General features: G+C 67.0%; 15 protein-coding genes. 3 read left to right on the top strand and 12 right to left on the bottom strand.

Features of this window, described 5'->3' with window-relative positions:
- Positions 1-132: 132 nt before the first annotated feature.
- The 9 genes from tssA to ABFO07_RS00335 all read right to left on the bottom strand — a co-directional run bounded on the left by tssA (position 133) and on the right by ABFO07_RS00335 (position 10,839).
- Complete coding sequence (tssA, locus tag ABFO07_RS00295; protein ID WP_347468012.1) at positions 133-1,260, bottom strand: type VI secretion system protein TssA; 1,128 nt, start codon at positions 1,258-1,260, stop codon at positions 133-135.
- A 43-nt stretch (positions 1,261-1,303) separates the two neighbouring features.
- The gene (gene tssH, locus ABFO07_RS00300; RefSeq protein WP_059922920.1) at positions 1,304-3,976 is read right to left on the bottom strand and encodes a type VI secretion system ATPase TssH; all 2,673 of its coding nucleotides are present in this window, start codon (positions 3,974-3,976) and stop codon (positions 1,304-1,306) included.
- 44 nt (positions 3,977-4,020) lie between these two features.
- Entirely contained in the window at positions 4,021-5,121 is a 1,101-nt protein-coding gene (tssG, locus tag ABFO07_RS00305) for a type VI secretion system baseplate subunit TssG (protein WP_059805641.1), read from the bottom strand.
- Positions 5,085-6,920, bottom strand: coding sequence for a type VI secretion system baseplate subunit TssF (gene tssF, locus ABFO07_RS00310; RefSeq protein ID WP_059566605.1), 1,836 nt, complete (start codon positions 6,918-6,920; stop codon positions 5,085-5,087). The genes tssG and tssF overlap by 37 nt, the downstream gene beginning before the upstream one ends.
- Positions 6,921-6,998: 78 nt before the next feature.
- A complete protein-coding gene (gene tssE / locus ABFO07_RS00315) occupies positions 6,999-7,484 on the bottom strand; it encodes a type VI secretion system baseplate subunit TssE (RefSeq protein ID WP_059566604.1) in 486 nt (161 codons plus the stop codon).
- Positions 7,485-7,548: 64 nt separating this feature from the next.
- The gene (locus ABFO07_RS00320) at positions 7,549-8,052 is read right to left on the bottom strand and encodes an Hcp family type VI secretion system effector (RefSeq protein WP_026045069.1); all 504 of its coding nucleotides are present in this window, start codon (positions 8,050-8,052) and stop codon (positions 7,549-7,551) included.
- Positions 8,053-8,123: 71 nt separating this feature from the next.
- Positions 8,124-9,614, bottom strand: a complete 1,491-nt coding sequence (gene tssC / locus ABFO07_RS00325) for a type VI secretion system contractile sheath large subunit (RefSeq protein WP_059566603.1) — start codon at positions 9,612-9,614, stop codon at positions 8,124-8,126.
- A 15-nt stretch (positions 9,615-9,629) separates the two neighbouring features.
- Positions 9,630-10,145 (bottom strand): type VI secretion system contractile sheath small subunit, encoded by a 516-nt coding sequence (tssB, locus tag ABFO07_RS00330; RefSeq protein WP_059566602.1) that lies wholly within the window; start codon positions 10,143-10,145, stop codon positions 9,630-9,632.
- Between the two features lie 49 nt (positions 10,146-10,194).
- On the bottom strand, positions 10,195-10,839 hold the full coding sequence (locus ABFO07_RS00335; RefSeq protein ID WP_059566601.1) for a tetratricopeptide repeat protein: 645 nt from the start codon (positions 10,837-10,839) through the stop codon (positions 10,195-10,197).
- A gap of 400 nt (positions 10,840-11,239) precedes the next feature.
- Between ABFO07_RS00335 and tssJ the strand changes: the two genes are divergently transcribed.
- The 3 genes from tssJ to ABFO07_RS00350 all read left to right on the top strand — a co-directional run bounded on the left by tssJ (position 11,240) and on the right by ABFO07_RS00350 (position 14,068).
- A complete protein-coding gene (gene tssJ, locus ABFO07_RS00340) occupies positions 11,240-11,839 on the top strand; it encodes a type VI secretion system lipoprotein TssJ (RefSeq protein WP_175038311.1) in 600 nt (199 codons plus the stop codon).
- A gap of 103 nt (positions 11,840-11,942) precedes the next feature.
- On the top strand, positions 11,943-13,289 hold the full coding sequence (tssK, locus tag ABFO07_RS00345) for a type VI secretion system baseplate subunit TssK (RefSeq protein WP_059566599.1): 1,347 nt from the start codon (positions 11,943-11,945) through the stop codon (positions 13,287-13,289).
- Complete coding sequence (locus ABFO07_RS00350) at positions 13,286-14,068, top strand: DotU family type IV/VI secretion system protein (protein ID WP_017333642.1); 783 nt, start codon at positions 13,286-13,288, stop codon at positions 14,066-14,068. The genes tssK and ABFO07_RS00350 overlap by 4 nt, the downstream gene beginning before the upstream one ends.
- A gap of 117 nt (positions 14,069-14,185) precedes the next feature.
- On the opposite strand, the gene ABFO07_RS00355 is transcribed toward ABFO07_RS00350, so the two are convergent.
- The 3 genes from ABFO07_RS00355 to ABFO07_RS00365 form a co-directional block, all read right to left on the bottom strand.
- Positions 14,186-14,509, bottom strand: coding sequence for a DUF7716 domain-containing protein (locus ABFO07_RS00355; protein ID WP_347468668.1), 324 nt, complete (start codon positions 14,507-14,509; stop codon positions 14,186-14,188).
- A 109-nt stretch (positions 14,510-14,618) separates the two neighbouring features.
- Positions 14,619-16,448 (bottom strand): methyl-accepting chemotaxis protein, encoded by a 1,830-nt coding sequence (locus tag ABFO07_RS00360; protein WP_059996198.1) that lies wholly within the window; start codon positions 16,446-16,448, stop codon positions 14,619-14,621.
- Positions 16,449-16,688: 240 nt separating this feature from the next.
- Positions 16,689-17,030, bottom strand: coding sequence for a hypothetical protein (locus tag ABFO07_RS00365; protein ID WP_347468018.1), 342 nt, complete (start codon positions 17,028-17,030; stop codon positions 16,689-16,691).
- Positions 17,031-17,058 lie beyond the last annotated feature (28 nt).

Here is a 17,058-nt window from a genome sequence, read left to right on the forward strand (position 1 = left end):
AACCGGATCGTCGACATCTTCAGCGCGTGTCGTGCCACCTGTCGGCGAAGGTGTTCCACTTGTCGCCCGCGCTCACATCATCGATATCCGGCCTGGTGCTGATCAGCAAGATAGCGGGAGCATCGTCCGCCCTCACTCCGGCTTCACACCCAGCAGCTCCCGCAGATGCGCGAGCGACCCGTCATCCTTCACGACGCTCTCGAGCCACTTGTGCAGCGGCATGTCGGCCCATTCGGCGGCCTTGTCCGCGAGATACGCGACCGGGCTGTGCGGCTCGGTCTGCCGGAAATAGCGGGCGACCGAGCGCAACTGGTCGACTGCCTGCGCGCGATTCTGGATGCCGGCGACCATCTGCGGCACCGGACGCGGAACGGGCTGCTGCACGTGGGTCTCCTCCAAGTAATGCGGGGCGCCGAAGCTCGGCTCGATGCGCTCCGGCTGCTGCTGCGGCACCGCTTGCTGCGGCTGCGCCTGCGCGTCCGCCTGCGGCGCCGTGCCCGTATAGCCCTGCTCGCGCGCGAAGCGCTCGGCGAGGCGGTACACGGTCTCGAACGCATCGCGCGCCTGCCGGAAGCTCGGCGCCGCATCGCCGGCGCGCGCGTCGAGCGTTTCCTCGAGCGCGTCGATCGCGAACTCGAACGCCTTCAGGTTGCCGAGCAGCGCCGAGTAGAACGCGAGCGGCGTCATGCGCCGCGACGCGTCGATCTGCTCGACCGACGGCTTGCCGCGCGCGATGTCGTCCGCATGCTCGGGGTCGCGCTTCACGGCCTGCGCGACGTGCTGCGCGACCTCCCAGTCGAGCGTGCTGAACGCGCCCGACGCGCCGTCGGTCAGCGGCACCGCGCGCAGCAGCTCGGCCGTGCGCCCGGCGAGCCACGCGACGTTGCCGAGCCGGTATTCGGTATCGTCGCCTTCCGGCAGCGGATGCACGGTGTCCCAGTACTGGCGGCACAGCCCTTCGAGCAGCGCGTAGCCCTCGGTGAGACCGGCGATGCCTTCCTCGAGCGCGAGCGCCTCGGTCAGCCACACGGCGAGCCGCAGGTCCTTCGTCTGCATGCTCAAGAGCGCGGTCGCGCGCTCGACGACGAAGCCCCAGTCGGCTTCCTTGATCTCGGTCACCCATTCGCCCTGGTCGAGCGACGGATCGTCGTAGCGCCGCGCTTCCTGGATCGCGTCGAAGTCGTTCGAGAACAGCAGGTCGTCGCCGCACGGCGACGCATCGCTGATCGGCGTCAGCAGCTCGGTGTGATTGATCGGCATGGTTCAGTGAATCCGTTGATGCATGTAAGGGCTCGCGCAGGGCTCATTCGACCGTGTAGACGAACTCGCCCGCGTCGTCCGCGCGCACCGCGATGCGCGCGATGGCCGCGCCGTCGGCGATCCGGCCCAGCACGTGGCCCGCGATCTCCGGCAGCAGCGTGCCGTTCAGGATGTGGTCGACGTTGCGGGCGCCCGAGTCGACCTCGGTGCAGCGCGCGAGCACCGCGTCGACGAGCGACTCGTCCCATTCGAACACGGCCTTGTGGTTCGCATCGATCCGGCGGCGGATGCGGTCCAGCTTCAGCTCGATGATCTCGGCGAGCACGTCGTCGGAAATCGGGTAGTACGGCACGACCTTCATGCGGCCGAGGAACGCGGGCTTGAACGTCTTGTACAGCTGCGGGCGCAGCGCTTCGGCGAGCGCGTCCGGATCGGGCAGTTCCTCCGCCGGCTTGTTCAGGCACGCCTGCATCACCGCCGACGAGCCGACGTTCGACGTCAGGATGATCAGCGTGTTGCGGAAGTCGATCTCGCGCCCTTCGGCGTCGTCCATCATGCCCTTGTCGAACACCTGGAAGAACATCTCGAGCACGTCCGGGTGCGCCTTCTCGACCTCGTCGAGCAGCACGACCGAATACGGGTTGCGGCGCACCGCCTCGGTCAGCACGCCGCCCTCGCCGTAGCCGACGTAGCCCGGCGGCGAGCCCTTCAGGCCCGACACGCTGTGCGCCTCCTGGTACTCGCTCATGTTGATCGTGACCATCTTGCGTTCGCCGCCGTACAGGATGTCGGCCAGCGCGAGCGCGGTCTCGGTCTTGCCGACGCCCGACGGCCCGACGAACATGAACACGCCGCGCGGCTTGTTCGGATCCTCGAGGCTCGCCGATGCGGTGCGCACGCGCTGCGCGATCGCGTCCAGCGCATGATCCTGGCCGATCACGCGCGCGGCGAGCAGCGGCTGCAGGTTCAGCACCGTGCCGATCTCGTCCTTCACCATCCGGCCGAGCGGAATGCCCGTCCACGACGCGACGATCTCGGCCACCACGTGGCCGTCGACCTGCAGCGGCACCATCGGCTCGCCGCCTTGCAGCGCATGCAGCGCCGCGACGCGTTCCGCGAGCTTCTCGCGGGTGGCCTGCACGTCGACCGGCTGGCCGTCCTCGGACGGGCCGCGCGCGCTGTCGAGCGCGGTGCGCAGCCCGGTGATTTCCGCGACGATCACGCGCTCCGATTCGTAGCGCGCGTCGTCGGCCGCGAGTTGCGCGAGCGCCGCGTCGCGCGCGCCGCGCAGCTCGCCGAGCCGCTCGTCATGCGCGGCGCCGCTCGCCGCCTCGCGTTCGAGCGACGCGATTTCCGCGTCGATCCGCTCGATGCGCTTCTTCGTGTCGTCGATCGCGGCGGGCGTCGCGCTCTGCGCGAGCGCGACCTTCGCGCACGCGGTGTCGAGCACGCTGATCGCCTTGTCCGGCAGCTGGCGGCCGCTGATGTAGCGGTGCGACAGGCGCACGGCCTCGGTGATCGCGTCGTCGAGGATCCGCACGTTGAAGTGCTGCTCCATCAGCCCGGCCATCCCGCGCAGCATCGCCGCCGCGAGCGGCTCGCTCGGCTCCTCGACCTTCACGACCTGGAAGCGCCGCGCGAGCGCCGCATCCTTTTCGAAATACTTCTTGTACTCGCTCCACGTGGTCGCCGCGATGGTGCGCAGCTCGCCGCGCGCGAGCGCCGGCTTCAGCAGGTTGGCCGCGTCGTTCTGGCCCGCCTGCCCGCCCGCGCCGATGATCGTGTGCGCCTCGTCGATGAACAGGATGATCGGGTGCGCGCTCTTCTTCACCTCGTCGATCACGCTCTTCAGCCGGTTCTCGAACTCGCCCTTCACGCTCGCGCCGGCCTGCAGCAGCCCCATGTCGAGCACGTGCAGCGCGACGCCGCGCAACGGCGGCGGCACGTCGTCGGCCGCGATGCGCAGCGCGAGCCCTTCGACGACGGCCGTTTTGCCGACGCCCGCCTCGCCCGTCATGATCGGGTTGTTCTGGCGGCGCCGCATCAGGATGTCGATCGCCTGGCGGATCTCCGCCTCGCGGCCGATCACCGGGTCGATCTTGCCGTCGCGCGCGCGCTGCGTGAGGTTGGTCGTGTACGTGTCGAGCGCGGGCGTCTTCGACGGCCCGGCCACGGGCGCCCCGTCCGCCGCGGCGGACGGCAGGTCGCCGTCGTCTTCCTCATCGCCCTGGCGCGGCTCGGCCTCGCTCGAGCCGGCGGTAATCTCGTCGAACTTGTGCTTCAGGTCCGTCACGCGGATTTCGGCGAACTGCGGCGACATCCGCTGCGCGAACTGCGCGAGGTCCGGCGCGGTGAGCAGCGCGAGCAGCAGATGCCCGGAGCGGATCCGGCCGAGCTGCGAATCGAGCGACGCGATCAGCCAGGCCTGCTCGAACAGCGCGATCAGGTGCACCGAGAACACCGGCGTGCGCGTGTTGCCGGTCTTCAGGCGCGTCAGCTCGCGTTCGAGGTCCGCGCGCAGCGCATGCGGATCGACGCGGCTCGCGCGCAGCGCAAGCGGCAGATCGCCGGCCGGCTGCTCGAGCAGCGCGAGGAACAGGTGCTCCAGGTCGACCTCATAGTGGCCGCGGGCCAGGCACGCGCTCGCCGCGCGCTCGGCCGCCTGCCGGCACAGCGGATTCAGTTTCAGGATCAGGGTCTTCAGGGGCGTGCTCATGGAGTCGGTCTCAGGTTCGATTGCGTGCTTGTCGTTGTTCGGAATCAGTGAATCACGTGCAGCTCGTAGCGCGCGTCCGAGCGATCCTCGGTCGCGTCGCGCGTGCAGAGGAACGCGTCCCAGCCGAGCCGCGAACCCGCGCCGAGCACGCTCGCGCCGACTTCGGTGCGCTTCAGCACGAGCTTGACCTCGTATTCGAGCGTGAGGCCGGCGAGCAGCGTCAACATCCGCTCGAGCGCGACCGCCTGCGCGCCGCCGGGCAGGAACGCCTCGTAGTCGCGCTTCGACAGCGGCCCGATCACGATCCGCGCGCGCATGTCGCGCTGCCACACGCGCTCGCCGACGAGCGCGGTCGCGCCGAGCACCGCGTTGACTTCGCCGAGCACGCTCAGCTGGTCGGCCGGCACGTCGTACCACTTGCCGACGAACTGGTCGATCTTCACCGGCACGCGGAAGTAGTCGGACAGCGTGCGCTGCAGGTAGGCGGCCGACATCGGCCGGTGCCGCGCGGCCAGCGCGTAGCCGGCCACCGCCTCGTCGAGCACGCCGCCCGCGCCCGCCTGCAGGCTGTCGCGCACGTCGTCGCTCGTCACGCCCGCGATCGCGAGCAAGAGCGGCAGATAGCGCTCGTCGCGGTCGAGCTCGTAATGGAACGGCAGCCGGTATTTCTTCCACGCGGCGTAGAACAGCGCGGTCGCGCGGTTCGAGAACACGTCGAAGAACGCGCGCGCCGCGTGGTCGCGCTTCAGGTACTCGCGCGCGACGATCTGCTCGGTGTAGTGCAGCGGCAGCGCGCCCTGCGTGCCGAGCAGCCCGAAGAACGCGGGCGTCAGCTCGACGCGGCCGAGCTCGCCGGCCGACAGCGCCGCGCCGCGCGCGTCGTCGCTGTCGAGCGGTGCGCCGTCGGCGTCGTACGAGCGCGCGCGCTCGATCTCGCTCGCCGGGAAGCCGAGCGACAGCGTGTTGCGGAACGCGACGCGCTGCGCGAGCACGTCGCCCTGCCGCCACGCGCCGGGCGCGTCGGTCGCCTGCCGCACGAACAGCCCTTCGAGCACGCGCACCGCCTGGAAGAACTCGAAGCGGTGCGGCTCGTCGAGCAGCGCGCCGACTACGCCAGGATCGATTCGCCGGTCCGGGGCTTGCATCGGATGATCTCCTCGCCGGTGCGCTTCGACACGACGACTAGTTGAACGAAACTGTTGAGGTGCACGTACAGCCCGAAGAAGCTGTCGAGCACGCGCACGAACGACGCGAGGCTCGAGCCGACGAAGTGCTCCTCGTCGATCGTCACGCGGATCTCGATGCCGCGCACGAAGGTCGCGAACGGCTTGCCGGGCAGCCACTGCACGGCGCCGCGCTGCTCGACGCCCGCGAGCCCGTCGATCTGCCGCATCGACACCGCGGTGCGCCGCAGGTCGTACAGCGTCAGCATTTCCTTCAGCGGCGCGAGCCCGTGATCGACCAGCGATACGTGATTGAGCGCGAGGTGCGACACGAGCCGCCAGTGCGCGGAGCGGCCGCGCTCGAAGCGCACGCTCGGCGTCGGGCGGCGCAGCAGCGAGATGCCGCTGGTCTGCGCGCCGCCTTCCTGGAACAGGTCGCCGCCTTCGAGCCCGAACGCGAGCATCGCCGGCAAGTCGCGGTTCGTGCAGGTCAGGTCGAGGCTCAGCGTGTCCGTCTGCGGCGACGTCGGCTCGAAATCGATGTCGACGATCGAGATCTCGGTCTCGTAGCCGGGGCTTTTCTGCGCGACCCAGTCGTTGCGGCGCGCGAACCAGTAGTGGCCGACCCGCGCGGATTCGCCGTGGTGCAGCGAATAGAACGGCCGGAACTCGATCACCGATTCCTCGTGCGCCTGCTGCCGCACGAGCTTCACCGAGTCGATCGAGTACACCTCGTACGCGAACGCGCGCCGCGCCTCGGCGATCACCGGGTACGACACCGCGCGGTGCGTGATGCGGATCGGCTCGCCGTGCTGGCGGAACAGGTTGACGATCGGCGTGCAGAACAGCCGGAAATGGCTCGCCGTCAGCAGTTCGAGCAGGCGCGCGACGTGCGAATCGCCGCGCACGTCCTGCAGCACGAGGTGCAGCGTCGTGCGCTGGCAGCGGCCCGAGGCGCGCGCGATCGCGGCGATGTCGAAGTCGATGAAGTCGAACTTGTCGGGGAATGCGAAATATTCGGTGAGCAGCCGGTACGCCGGATGCGATTTCGCGGGGTAGTCGATCAGCGCGTCGGCCTCGTCGAAGCCGGCCTGCGCGATCGGCAGCTTGCGCAACCCGGTCCAGCGGCCGTTGCGCTCCGGCTCGACGTACGCGCCGAGCACGTTGACGAACAGGCAGTCGGTCAGCGCGGCGACGAACGACTGCTCGCCGTGCAGGTGCGCACGCAGCGTCGGCAGCTTCAGCGCGCCGAGATCGAGCTGCGGCGCGAGCGATTCGAACGTGATCGAGATCACGCCGGTCGCGTTGGCCGGCAGCACCGTCGCGCTCGGCGCGAGCGCGACCGGCGTATAGCGCGCCTCGGCGATGCGGATCGGCGCGAGCGTCACGTCGTACGCGGTGCGGAACCGGCACTGCACGCCGCGGATCGGGCGGCTCTTCAGCTCGGTGCCGCGCTCGACGACCACCGGCTCGGTCTGCTGCCCCGGCGCGCCGAGCGAGAACTGCGCGATCGAGCACGACGGGAACGGCCGCAGGTAGTGCGGATACAGCACTTCCAGCAGCGCTTCGGTGAATTCAGGGTAGTCGTCGTCGAGCTTCTTGTTGATGCGCGCGCCGAGCAGCGCGAACGACTCGATCATCCGCTCGACGTGCGGATCCTCGCAATGCTCGCCCGACAGCGCGAGCCGCGCCGCGATCTTCGGGTAACGTTCGGCGAAATCCCGCGAATAGCGCCGCAGAAACGATAATTCGCGTTCGTAATACGGCAGCAGTTCTTCCATCGACGACCCCGAAGCTCTTTCTTTCCTTGCCGGAAACTGATCTGCCGCCGGGCGGTCCGGCCCGCGCGGCAGCGTGAATTACAGCGATTTCGCGGCGCGCGCGCGCGTGACCGAATACTGCAGCGTCGACGGCTGCAGCATCGCATCGAAATTGACCGGCTCCTCGGCCGGGTGCACGACGAGCAGCGCCTGGATCGCGAAATAGAGCGCGTTGGTCGACTGCTCGTTGAGTTCGAACGTCACCTGCACCTGTTGCAGGCGCGGCTCATGGCGCGCGATCGCCTGCTGGATCGACTTGCAGATGTAGGTGCGGTCGTAATGGCTCGCGAGGCTCAGGCCCGCGAAATCGTTCAGCCCGTAGGTCAGCACCGATTTCTGGCATTCCGGCAGCGTCGCCAGATCGTGATCGGTGTGCGCGATACGGGTATTGAGGATCGCCTCGACGTCGCGGGCGACCGTGTTCTTCAGCTCGTCCAGCGACAATTGCCGCATCGCGGCGGACGCCGGCAGGTGCGGTTCGTCGTCGAACAGCTTGTCGAGAAAGCTTGGTTCGAATCGTTTCATCGGGCCGGTGCCATGCAGCGAAAACGGCAACGGGACGACGCGCGCCCCGTTGCCGCAACCGACCTTAGACCGCGTAGGTCTTGTCGTTCTTCGTCAGGCTCCAGGCGCCCTGCGTGTTGCCGCCCTGGTTGCCGCCGATCTTCTGCTGCGTCTGCTTCCACTGCACCGCCGCGTACTTCAGCGAGAAGGTCTCGTGCGGCAGGCCTTCCTTCTGAACGCTCGGCGTCACGCTCGAGATGATCACGTACTTCAGCTTGACCTCGAGGTACTTGACGCGCTGGCCTTCGCCGTCCGAACGCATGAAGTCGATCGTGACTTCATCGAACGTCGTGCCGCCCGACGCGTGCTGGTACAGCAGCGGGCTCGACGAATCGATTTCCTTCGTGAACACCATGTCGCCGTGCTCGCAACGCTCCGACGTATGGCCGCCGGCCGTCGACGCAGTGGCCGAGCGCGGCTGGATGATGGAATGGTCCCAGGATTTCAGTTCAATCCAGCTGGCGTGGTCCTTGTCCGCGGACTCGCCCTTGATGGCCGGATTACCGAACTTCAGATACATGTCTAACATGGCCCTTCGACTCCCCAAAGAGGTGGTTTTAACGTCCTACCCAGGCGGCCCGCCCGGGCGATTGGCTTCGCTTATGAATTTGCCGGTTTGGGCAGATCAGCGACAAGTCGCAGAGAAATCGAGAGCTCGTCGAGCTGAAAGTGCGGGCGCAGGAACGCGACCGAACGATACGAGCCCGGCTTGCCCGGAATCTCCGACACTTGTACGGATGCCTCGCGCAGCGGGAATTGCGCCTTCTGTTCCTGCGTCGCGTTGTCGTCGAGCAGGACATATTGCGAAATCCACCGGTTGAGGAACGTCTCGACGTTCTGCGCCGACGCGAAGCTGCCGATCTTGTCCCGCATCATCGACTTCAGGTAGTGCGCGACGCGCGATACCGAGAAGATGTACTGCAGCTGGGCGGACAGGACGGCGTTCGCATTGGCGCTGTCGGTGCTGTATTTTTTGGGCTTCTGCACCGATTGCGCGGCGAAGAACGCGGCGTAATCTGAATTCTTGCAATGGACGAGCGGGATGAAGCCGAGGTCGCTCAGCTCCTTCTCGCGGCGGTCGGTGATCGCGATCTCGGTCGGGCACTTCAGCGCGATCTCGCCGTCGTCGGTCTTGAACGTGTGGGTCGGCAGATCCTCGACCAGGCCGCCGCCTTCGACGCCGCGGATCGCCGCGCACCAGCCGAAATCGTCGAACGCCGCCGTGAGGCGCGCGGCGAACGCCCACGATGCGTTGCACCACAGGTACTTGTCGTGATCGGTGCCGTCGACGTCCTCGACGAAGTTGAAGTTCTCCGCCGTCTGGCCGTCCTTCGGATTGAACGGCAGGCGGCCGAGGAAGCGCGGCAGCGTGAGGCCGACGTAGCGCGAATCCTCGGAATCGCGGAACGACTTCCACTTCGTGTACTCGACCGTGTCGAACACCTTGCCGAGGTCGCGCGGCTTGCCGAGGTCGGCGAACGATTCGAGGCCCATCAGCTCCGGCGACGCCGACGCGATGAACGGCGCGTGCGCCGCTGCCGCGACGTGCGACATCTGCTCGATGAAGTACAGGTCTTCCGGCTGGCGGGAGATCTCGTAATCGCCGATCAGCGCGCCGAACGGCGAGCCGCCGAACGTGCCGAATTCCTCTTCGTAGACCTTCTTGAACAGCGCGCTCTGGTCGAACTCGCTCGCGCCCTTGAAATCGCGCACGAGGTCGCGCTTCGGCGCGTGCAGCGCCTTGATCTTGATCGTCTGGCCCGTGTTGCTTTCCTTGACCAGGTAGTCCATCCCGCGCCACGTGCTTTCGAGGCGCTGGAATTCCGGCGCATGCATCACCGCGGAAAGCTGCGTGGAGATCAGCCGGTCGAGCTCCGCGACGCGCGCGTCGATCGTCGCCGACAGGTTGTCCGACACGATCACCGTGCCGTCGAGCACCTGGTGCACGAGCTCGCCGATCAGGTCCTTCGCGCGTGCATGTTCGGAATCGGATTTCGCGACCTTGCTCTTCTCGACGATATCGTCGAGCAGCGAAGTCCCGGCGGCGTATTCCGCGCCGCTCGTCTGGGCCGCAGCCGTTTGCTGGTTCATCTCAACACCCCGTCGTCATTCGCCGTCTTTGTCGCCGCCCGTGCCCTTGGCCAGCTCCTGCAGCTGCTGCGTGTTCTTCAGCACGTCCGACAGGAGATCCTCGAGCTTGTCGTTGCCGGCCAGCTTGTTGCGCAGGTCGGCAAGCTTCGAGCGCGCCTCGAGCAGGCGGCGCAGCGGCTCGACCTGCTCCACCACCTCGTCCGGACTGAAATCCGACAGCGAGCGGAACTTCAGGTCCACCGCGAACTTGCCGCCTTCCGGGCTCAGGCGGTTTTCCACCTGGAACGCCGCGCGCGGCTCGATCGCCTTCATCACGTCGTCGAAGTTGTCGCGATCGATGTTGACGAACTTGCGGTCGCGCAGCTTCGGCTGCTCGATTTCCGACTGGCCCGCCAGATCGCCGACGACCCCGACGACGAACGGCAGTTCCTTCACCTCGATCGCGTCGCCCTTCTCGACCTCATAGGTCAGCTGGACGCGCGGCGGCCGTATTTTCTGCAGGCGCTTCTGAATGCTCTCGTTCTTGGCCATCGACGGCTCCCAGGTTCAGATTGATGGTGTTGTTATCGTCGCGTCCGGCTCAGCGCAGCGCGCTGAACGGGTCTGCCCCGCCCTTCTGCGGCGCGGCGGCGGCGGCGGGCGCCGCGGTGTTCGCGGCAGGTGCGGCCGCAGCCGCTTCGGCGGCGGCCGGCGCGGCCGGGCCCTTGCCGCGATGCACGATGCGGCGCGGCGGCCGCGGCTTCGCGGCGCGCTGCTCCGGCGGGAACAGCGCGGATTCGCCGAGCGTGTCGCGCAGCTGCTTCGCGAGCGTCTGCGCGTCCGATTTCGCGTCGCCCGCGAGCGACGCGTCCTGGCGCAGCTCGCCGAGCGACTGCGTCGCGATCCGCAGGCCGGCGACGGCCAGCACGCTCTTGGCCTGGCGGTCGGTGTTGTCGCGCTGCAGCGCTTCCTGCGCGGCGACGATCGCCTGGCCGTAGTGATTCTGCGCAAACTGGATCTGCGCGATGCGCGACCACGGTTCCTCGCGCGTCGGGTCTGCCTTCGCAAGCGCCTGGTAGAGGCTCAGCGCGCGGTCCTGGTCGCCCGCCTTCGCGACGGCGTCGGCGTCGGACAGCGACTTGTTGAACACTTCGGCGGTCGGCGGCGTGGGCGTGGTCGTGCAACCGGCGATCACGCCGCAGGCCACCACCACCCCGGAAAGTTTTGCGAAGAGACGGTCTTTCATCGTTATATCACCGGCGCGTGAGATTTAAATCGTTGAGAATCTGGTTCTTTTGCTTTGCGAGAAGCGCGCGGGTATAGTACCGATCAATTTTTCATAATTCAATCGCCACGTGCAAGGTAATTCCTTTTAAATCCGTGCGCTACCCCGAGAATGACGCCGCGCGTCAGTTCCGCATTGGATTCGCATTCGGGCCGGATGCGCAAGTTTTACCCGATCCGCGATGCATGCCCCGGGGGCGCGGAAAAATTTGCCGGACGACGGTCACGGCAGATGCGGGCGCGATGCGTGATTAATGACCAAACAGTGGAAAACCGGTCATTCCCGGCCGATCGGGAAATAAAGGCCGGTAGTTTTGACAGGGAGTAAAAGGCGGCAAGCCGGAAACACGATGAAATCGCTCATGATTCGCTATGCGCTGCCGCTGGTCGCCTGCGCGCTGCTGGCCGGATGCGTGGCCGCCCCGCTGATCGGCTCCGCCGCCAGCGCCGTGATGCAGGCCGCCGGTGTCGGCAAGCCCGAACTGCCCGATTCGCAGAAGCCGCCGCGCAACCTCGGCATCACGCTCGCCGCCGCGCCGAACCTGAACGCCGCGAACGACAACCGGCCGCTGGCGCTCGTCGTGCGCCTCTATGCGCTGAAGGACCCGACGTCGTTCCAGCAGGCGCCATTCGACAGCTTTACCGATCCGAACAAGGAAAAGGCCGCATTGGGCGCCGACCTGCTGAACGTGCGCGAGATCACGCTGATTCCCGGCCAGCGCTATACGGCGACCGAGAAAGTGTCACGCGAAGCGCAGGCATTCGGCATCGTCGCGCTATTCCGCGACCCCGCGCTGCAGCGCTGGAAACTGACATTCGATCCGGCGAAGTCGGAGAAATCCGGCATAATCATCGGCCTGCATAATTGCGCGATGACCGTCACCGACGGGAGCGTCATCGCACCGCAACAGGGCGCGCCGTCGCAGCCGCTCAATCTGCTTTCGTCTGTCCGCTGCGGTTAAGGATGACGCATGAATGTCAATTAACAAGAGTTAACAAATTGGCGATTTAATTCGGGCACGACCCATTCGATTACTTCGCATCACGACATTAACCGGGTTTGACATGAGTTATTCGGCAAAGGTGCTATGGGGAGAGGGGCTGTTCCTTCGGCCTCAACACTTCCAGAGACAGGATGCGTACCATGAGGCGCGCCTGTTCGAATCCATCCAGGCGATCCAGCCGTACAACTGGGGCGTGCGCTCGGCGCGCTTCGACCGCGATGCGCTCGGCAGCAACGTGCTGCGTCTCGCCGAGCTGGCGCTCGTGTTCCCGGACGGCGCGCTGTACGCCGCGCCGCAGGCCGACGACCTGCCGCCGCCCGTCGCGCTCGACACGCTGCCCGAGGGCATCAACGAATTCGTGTTCTATCTCGCGCTGCATCCGCTGCGCGAGAACGGCGCGAACTACAGCGACGATCCGTCGGCCGGCTTCATCACGCGCTTCGTGAGCGAGCAGACGAGCGTCGCCGACAACTTCACCGACGCGGCCGAGGCCGACGTCACGTTCCTGAAGACGCAGGTCAAGCTGATCGCGCACAGCGAACCGCGCGACCAGCTGCTGTCGGTGCCGCTCGTGCGCGTGCGCCGCACCGCGACGTCCGGCTTCGAGATCGACGACAGCTTCGTGCCGCCGTGCCTCGCGATCGAGGCGTCGCCGATCCTGCACCAGCGGCTGCGCCAGCTGGTCGACGCGCTGCAGGCGAAGGTGAACGCGCTGTACGGCTTTCACCGCGAGCCGTCGAAGAACATCATCGAGTTCCGCTCGGGCGACATCGCGTCGTTCTGGCTGCTGCACACCGCGAATGCCGCGTTCGCGACGCTCGCGCACCTGCACCAGCATCCGGCGCTGCATCCGGAGCGGCTGTTCCAGGAACTGCTGCGCCTCGCCGGCCAGCTGATGACGTTCTCGAAGGGCTACACGCTTGCCGACCTGCCCGCGTACCGCCATGACGATCCGGGCCCCGGCTTCGCGCGTCTCGACCTGATCCTGCGCGAACTGCTCGACACCGTGATCTCGACGCGCTACTTCGCGATCACGCTCGACGAGGTGCGTCCGTCGTTCCATCTCGGCCGGCTCGATTCCGGCAAGATCGACGAGAAGACCGCGTTCTACCTCGCGGTGTCCGCCGACATGCCGAGCGTCGAGCTCGTCGATGCCGTGCCGGCCCGCTTCAAGGTCGGCGCGCCCGACGACGTCGACAAGCTCGTGCTGTCGGCCATGCCCGGCGTGCGGCTGTCGTACACGCCGCAGGTGCCGCCCGCGATTCCCGTTCGGCCGGGCGCGTGCTACTTCGCGCTCGATTCGCGCGGCGCGCTGTACGAGCGCATGCTGCAGGCCCAGTCCGCGATGATCTACGCGCCGACTGGCATCAATGACCTGAAATTCGAACTGATCGCGGTGACGTCATGAGCTACGCGCCTTCCCTGTTCGGCGACAACGCGCCGCCCCCCGTGCATTCCCCGGCGTCGACGGATGCCGCGTTTCAAGCGCGCTCGCTGCTCGACCTGCTGTACGACGGTTTCTTCGCGCTGTTCCTGCTCAGGAACGGCCGCGAGCCGGACAGCGCGAGCGAGTTCAGCACGCGCATCCAGGAATTCCTCGCCGACTTCGAACGCGGCGCGAAGAAGCTGAACATCGCGGCCGAGGACGTGTACGGCGCGAAGTTCGCGTTCTGCGCGGCGGTCGACGAGATGGTGCTGTCGTCGCAGTACAAGATTCGCCCGGACTGGGAGCGCCGGCCGCTGCAGCTCGTGCTGTTCGGCGAGCAGCTCGCGGGCGAGAAGTTCTTCCAGTATCTCGAGGAGTGCCGCGCGCAGGGCGCGGCGCGGCTGCAGTCGCTCGAGGTGTTTCATATGTGCCTGCTGCTCGGGTTCCAGGGCAAGTATCTGCTCGAGGGGCCGGAGAAGCTGGCTTACCTGACGGCGCGCATCGGCGACGAGATCGCGCACATGAAGGGCAAGCGCGCGCCGTTCGCGCCGAACTGGCCGCTGCCGGACCAGATTGCGCATCGGCTCAAGCGCGAGGTGCCGGTCTGGGCGATCGGCGCGGTGTTCGGGCTGGTCGCGCTGCTCGGGTATCTGGGGCTCAACACCTACCTGAAGGACAAGACGCTGCAGGCGCTCGCGCCGTATTCGCAGGTCATCAAGGTCGGGCCGGAATCGGCGAATTTGACGATTTCGTTGCCTTGAGGGTGATGCGCGAGGTTGCGCTGGAGTAAAAAAGGACCGCTTTTTGCGGTCCTTTTTTGTTGGGTTTCGCTCGCGCTGCGAACCCGGCTACGCGGCGCCGTCATCAGGCCCGCGATGTCACAGGAGGATGAACGCGTCGTTCTCCACGTAGTACGCGAATGCGTCGAGCAGTTGCGAGAGACTCGGGTCGTCGACCTGCTCGTGCGCGTTGATCACGATGTCCTCGATCGTCGCGCTACCGAGCGTGATGCGCCAGCCCGGCTGCTTCGCGATGTCGGGCACCGTGTCCTCGTGCGGGTCCGTCGTGTCGGGCGCGAACGCGCCCACGGTATCCAGCGTCCACGGCGTCGGGGGCAGGTAAAGCCAGCCGGAGAAATCGCCGGGCTGTTCCAGAATACGTTTCAGCGAGACGTCAGTCGCCGGTGAAGCCGAGGTCAGCATCGTTGTCGCAGCCATCATTCAAGGGATCGATCGGGCCGCGGAGCGTCGCGGCGGGCCGTGATTATGCCAACGAATCACGGCATGCGGCGAGCGACCGCGTCGAGCACCGTCACCCGGCCTGCAGCGTCGGCCTGCGCCCCTCCGCCAGCTTGAACTCGCCGACCGTCTCCGCGAGCTTGCCGGCCTGCTCGCGCAAGAGCGTCGCGGCGGCGGCCGACTGCTCGACGAGCGCCGCGTTCTGCTGCGTCGCGTTATCGAGCTGCGACACGGCCTGATTCACCTGCGCGAGCCCCGTGCTCTGCTCCGTCGCCGCGACCGTGATTTCGGCGATCACGCTCGTGATGCTGCGCACGCTCTCGACGATTTCGTCCATCGTCGCGCCGGCCGTCTGCACGAGGCCGGAGCCGCCCTCGATCTTCTCGACCGACGAGTGGATCAGTTGCTTGATCTCCTTGGCCGCTTGCGCACTGCGCTGCGCGAGCGCGCGCACCTCGCCCGCCACGACGGCGAAGCCGCGGCCGTGCTCGTTCGCGCGCGCGGCTTCGACCGCTGCATTGAGTGCGAGGATGTTGGTCTGGAACGCGATGCCGTCGATCACGCCGATGATGTTGGCGATCTCCGTCGACGCTTGCGTGATGTCGTGCATCGTCGACACGACCTCGCCGACGACCGCGCCGCCGCGCATCGCGACATCCGATGCCGATTCCGCCAGCCGGCTCACCTGGGTCACCGCATCGGCCGAGTTGCGGGCCGTGCCGGCGATTTCCTCGAGGGCGGCGGCCGTCTCCTGAAGGCTCGACGCGGCATGCTCGGTGCGGCTCGAGAGATCCTGGTTGCCTTGCGCGATCTCGGCGCTCGCCACGTTGACCGATTCGCTGAACGCGCGGATCTCCAGCAGGATCGTGCTGATTTTCTCGGCGAACAGGTTGAACGCATGCGCGATCTGCGCGGCTTCGTCTTCGCCGCCGGCGGGCAGGCGTTTCGTCAGGTCGCCGCTGCCGCTGGCGACGTCGGTGAGCGCGTCGCGCACCAGCAGGATGCGCCTGAAGGCCGCGTTCGTCAGCGCGCCGACGAGCGCCGCCGCGATGACGGCGACGATCAGGATCGCGGCGAGCGTCGTGGTCGCCACGGCACGCATGCCGGTCGTCACGTCCGTTTTGTCGAGCGCCAGCACGAGGGACCAGTCGGTGCCGGCGATCGGCCGGGCGCGCAGCAGCTTGGTCGCGCCGTCGATATCCACGGCCACGGGCTCGGACGCCGCCTTCAGCGCTTCGAGGTGCCCGGCATCCAGCGCCGGCGACAGGTCGGTCGCCGGCTTCATGATCAGATCGGTTTTCGGCGCGGCGATCACGCGGCCGCTCTTGTCCACCAGAAACGCGAAGCTCGACGGCGTCGGGTGCACGGCGGTCACGATGGCGCTCACGCTCTGCATGAACAGGCTGGCGGCCATGACGCCCTTGACGGCGCCGTCGCGCACGATGGGCACCGCGAACGCGAAGGCAGGCTTGCCGGTCGACGCGTCGAGGTAGAGCGCCGTCGCGACCAGATGGCCGGCGCCGACCGCCTGCTGGTACCACGGGCGCGCGGTCGGGTCGTAGCCGGGCTTGAGCGGGACGTTCGAGAAGGCCGTCTTGTCCGGCAGGCCGAGCGTCAGCACCTCGAAGCCGCCCGACTTGCCGAGCAGCTTCAGCGCCGGCAGCGGATCGCCTTCGCCGATCGCGATCGTGTCCGCCAGCGCCTGGGTTTCCCTGCTGCGGCTCGCGACCCACTCGTCGATCGCGAGCGCGTGCCCGGTGAGGATCGACTCGTGGTTCTGGTCGATGGCCTCGTCGTTGTGATGCTTCACGACGAAATAGACCAGGCCGCCCGTGGCGGCCAGCGCCGTGACCACGATGGCGACGCAAGTCGCGAGTATCCGTGTGCGAATCGATGACAGCATGATGACGTCGATCTCCCCTTTGCCGCTTGATATGGAATGGGTCGCCGAAACGGCGGGCAACGTCTTGTTTAACGACAGGTGGGGGGGGATCTGAAGGCCTGACTGGTCAGACCGGGGGTGGGGGGGTGGTGGGCTGCCGGGTAATCTCGATCGAGTGCGAGCCGTGCGCCGACCGGCAGCCTCAAATGCAGTTGCCGGTTGGCGTCCCTGCTCATCTAGCTGCCCACTGCGGCTGGTCACTCAGACCGGTTGCCCGAAATACACGACCTCGAACACATCGCCCCATCGGTGGAATTGTTCCGGCAGCACGTTCAGCAAGTCGCTTTTCCCAGCAACTTTTGCATCGCACGCGAACACGACGTCATTGCCTTTCGAATCACCGTAAACGGTCAGCACGACGAGACTGCCGCTGCTCCCCGCGAATGCCGCGCGTCTGCAATGCCCCGGGTCCTCGACGTCGTCGAAGAATTTGACGCCCGATGCGGCCAAGTCCGTATCCCGGCATTTGAAGTAGCCCCAGTCCGCGATCCGGACCGGACGATCCCGGCAAGCCGCTTCGAGAGACGGATAGTGAATCGTCATAGATCAAGACATGGTTCGCTCTCAATGC

The sequence above is a fragment of the Burkholderia stagnalis genome (assembly GCF_039848545.1).
Classification (GTDB): Bacteria; Pseudomonadota; Gammaproteobacteria; order Burkholderiales; family Burkholderiaceae; genus Burkholderia; species Burkholderia stagnalis.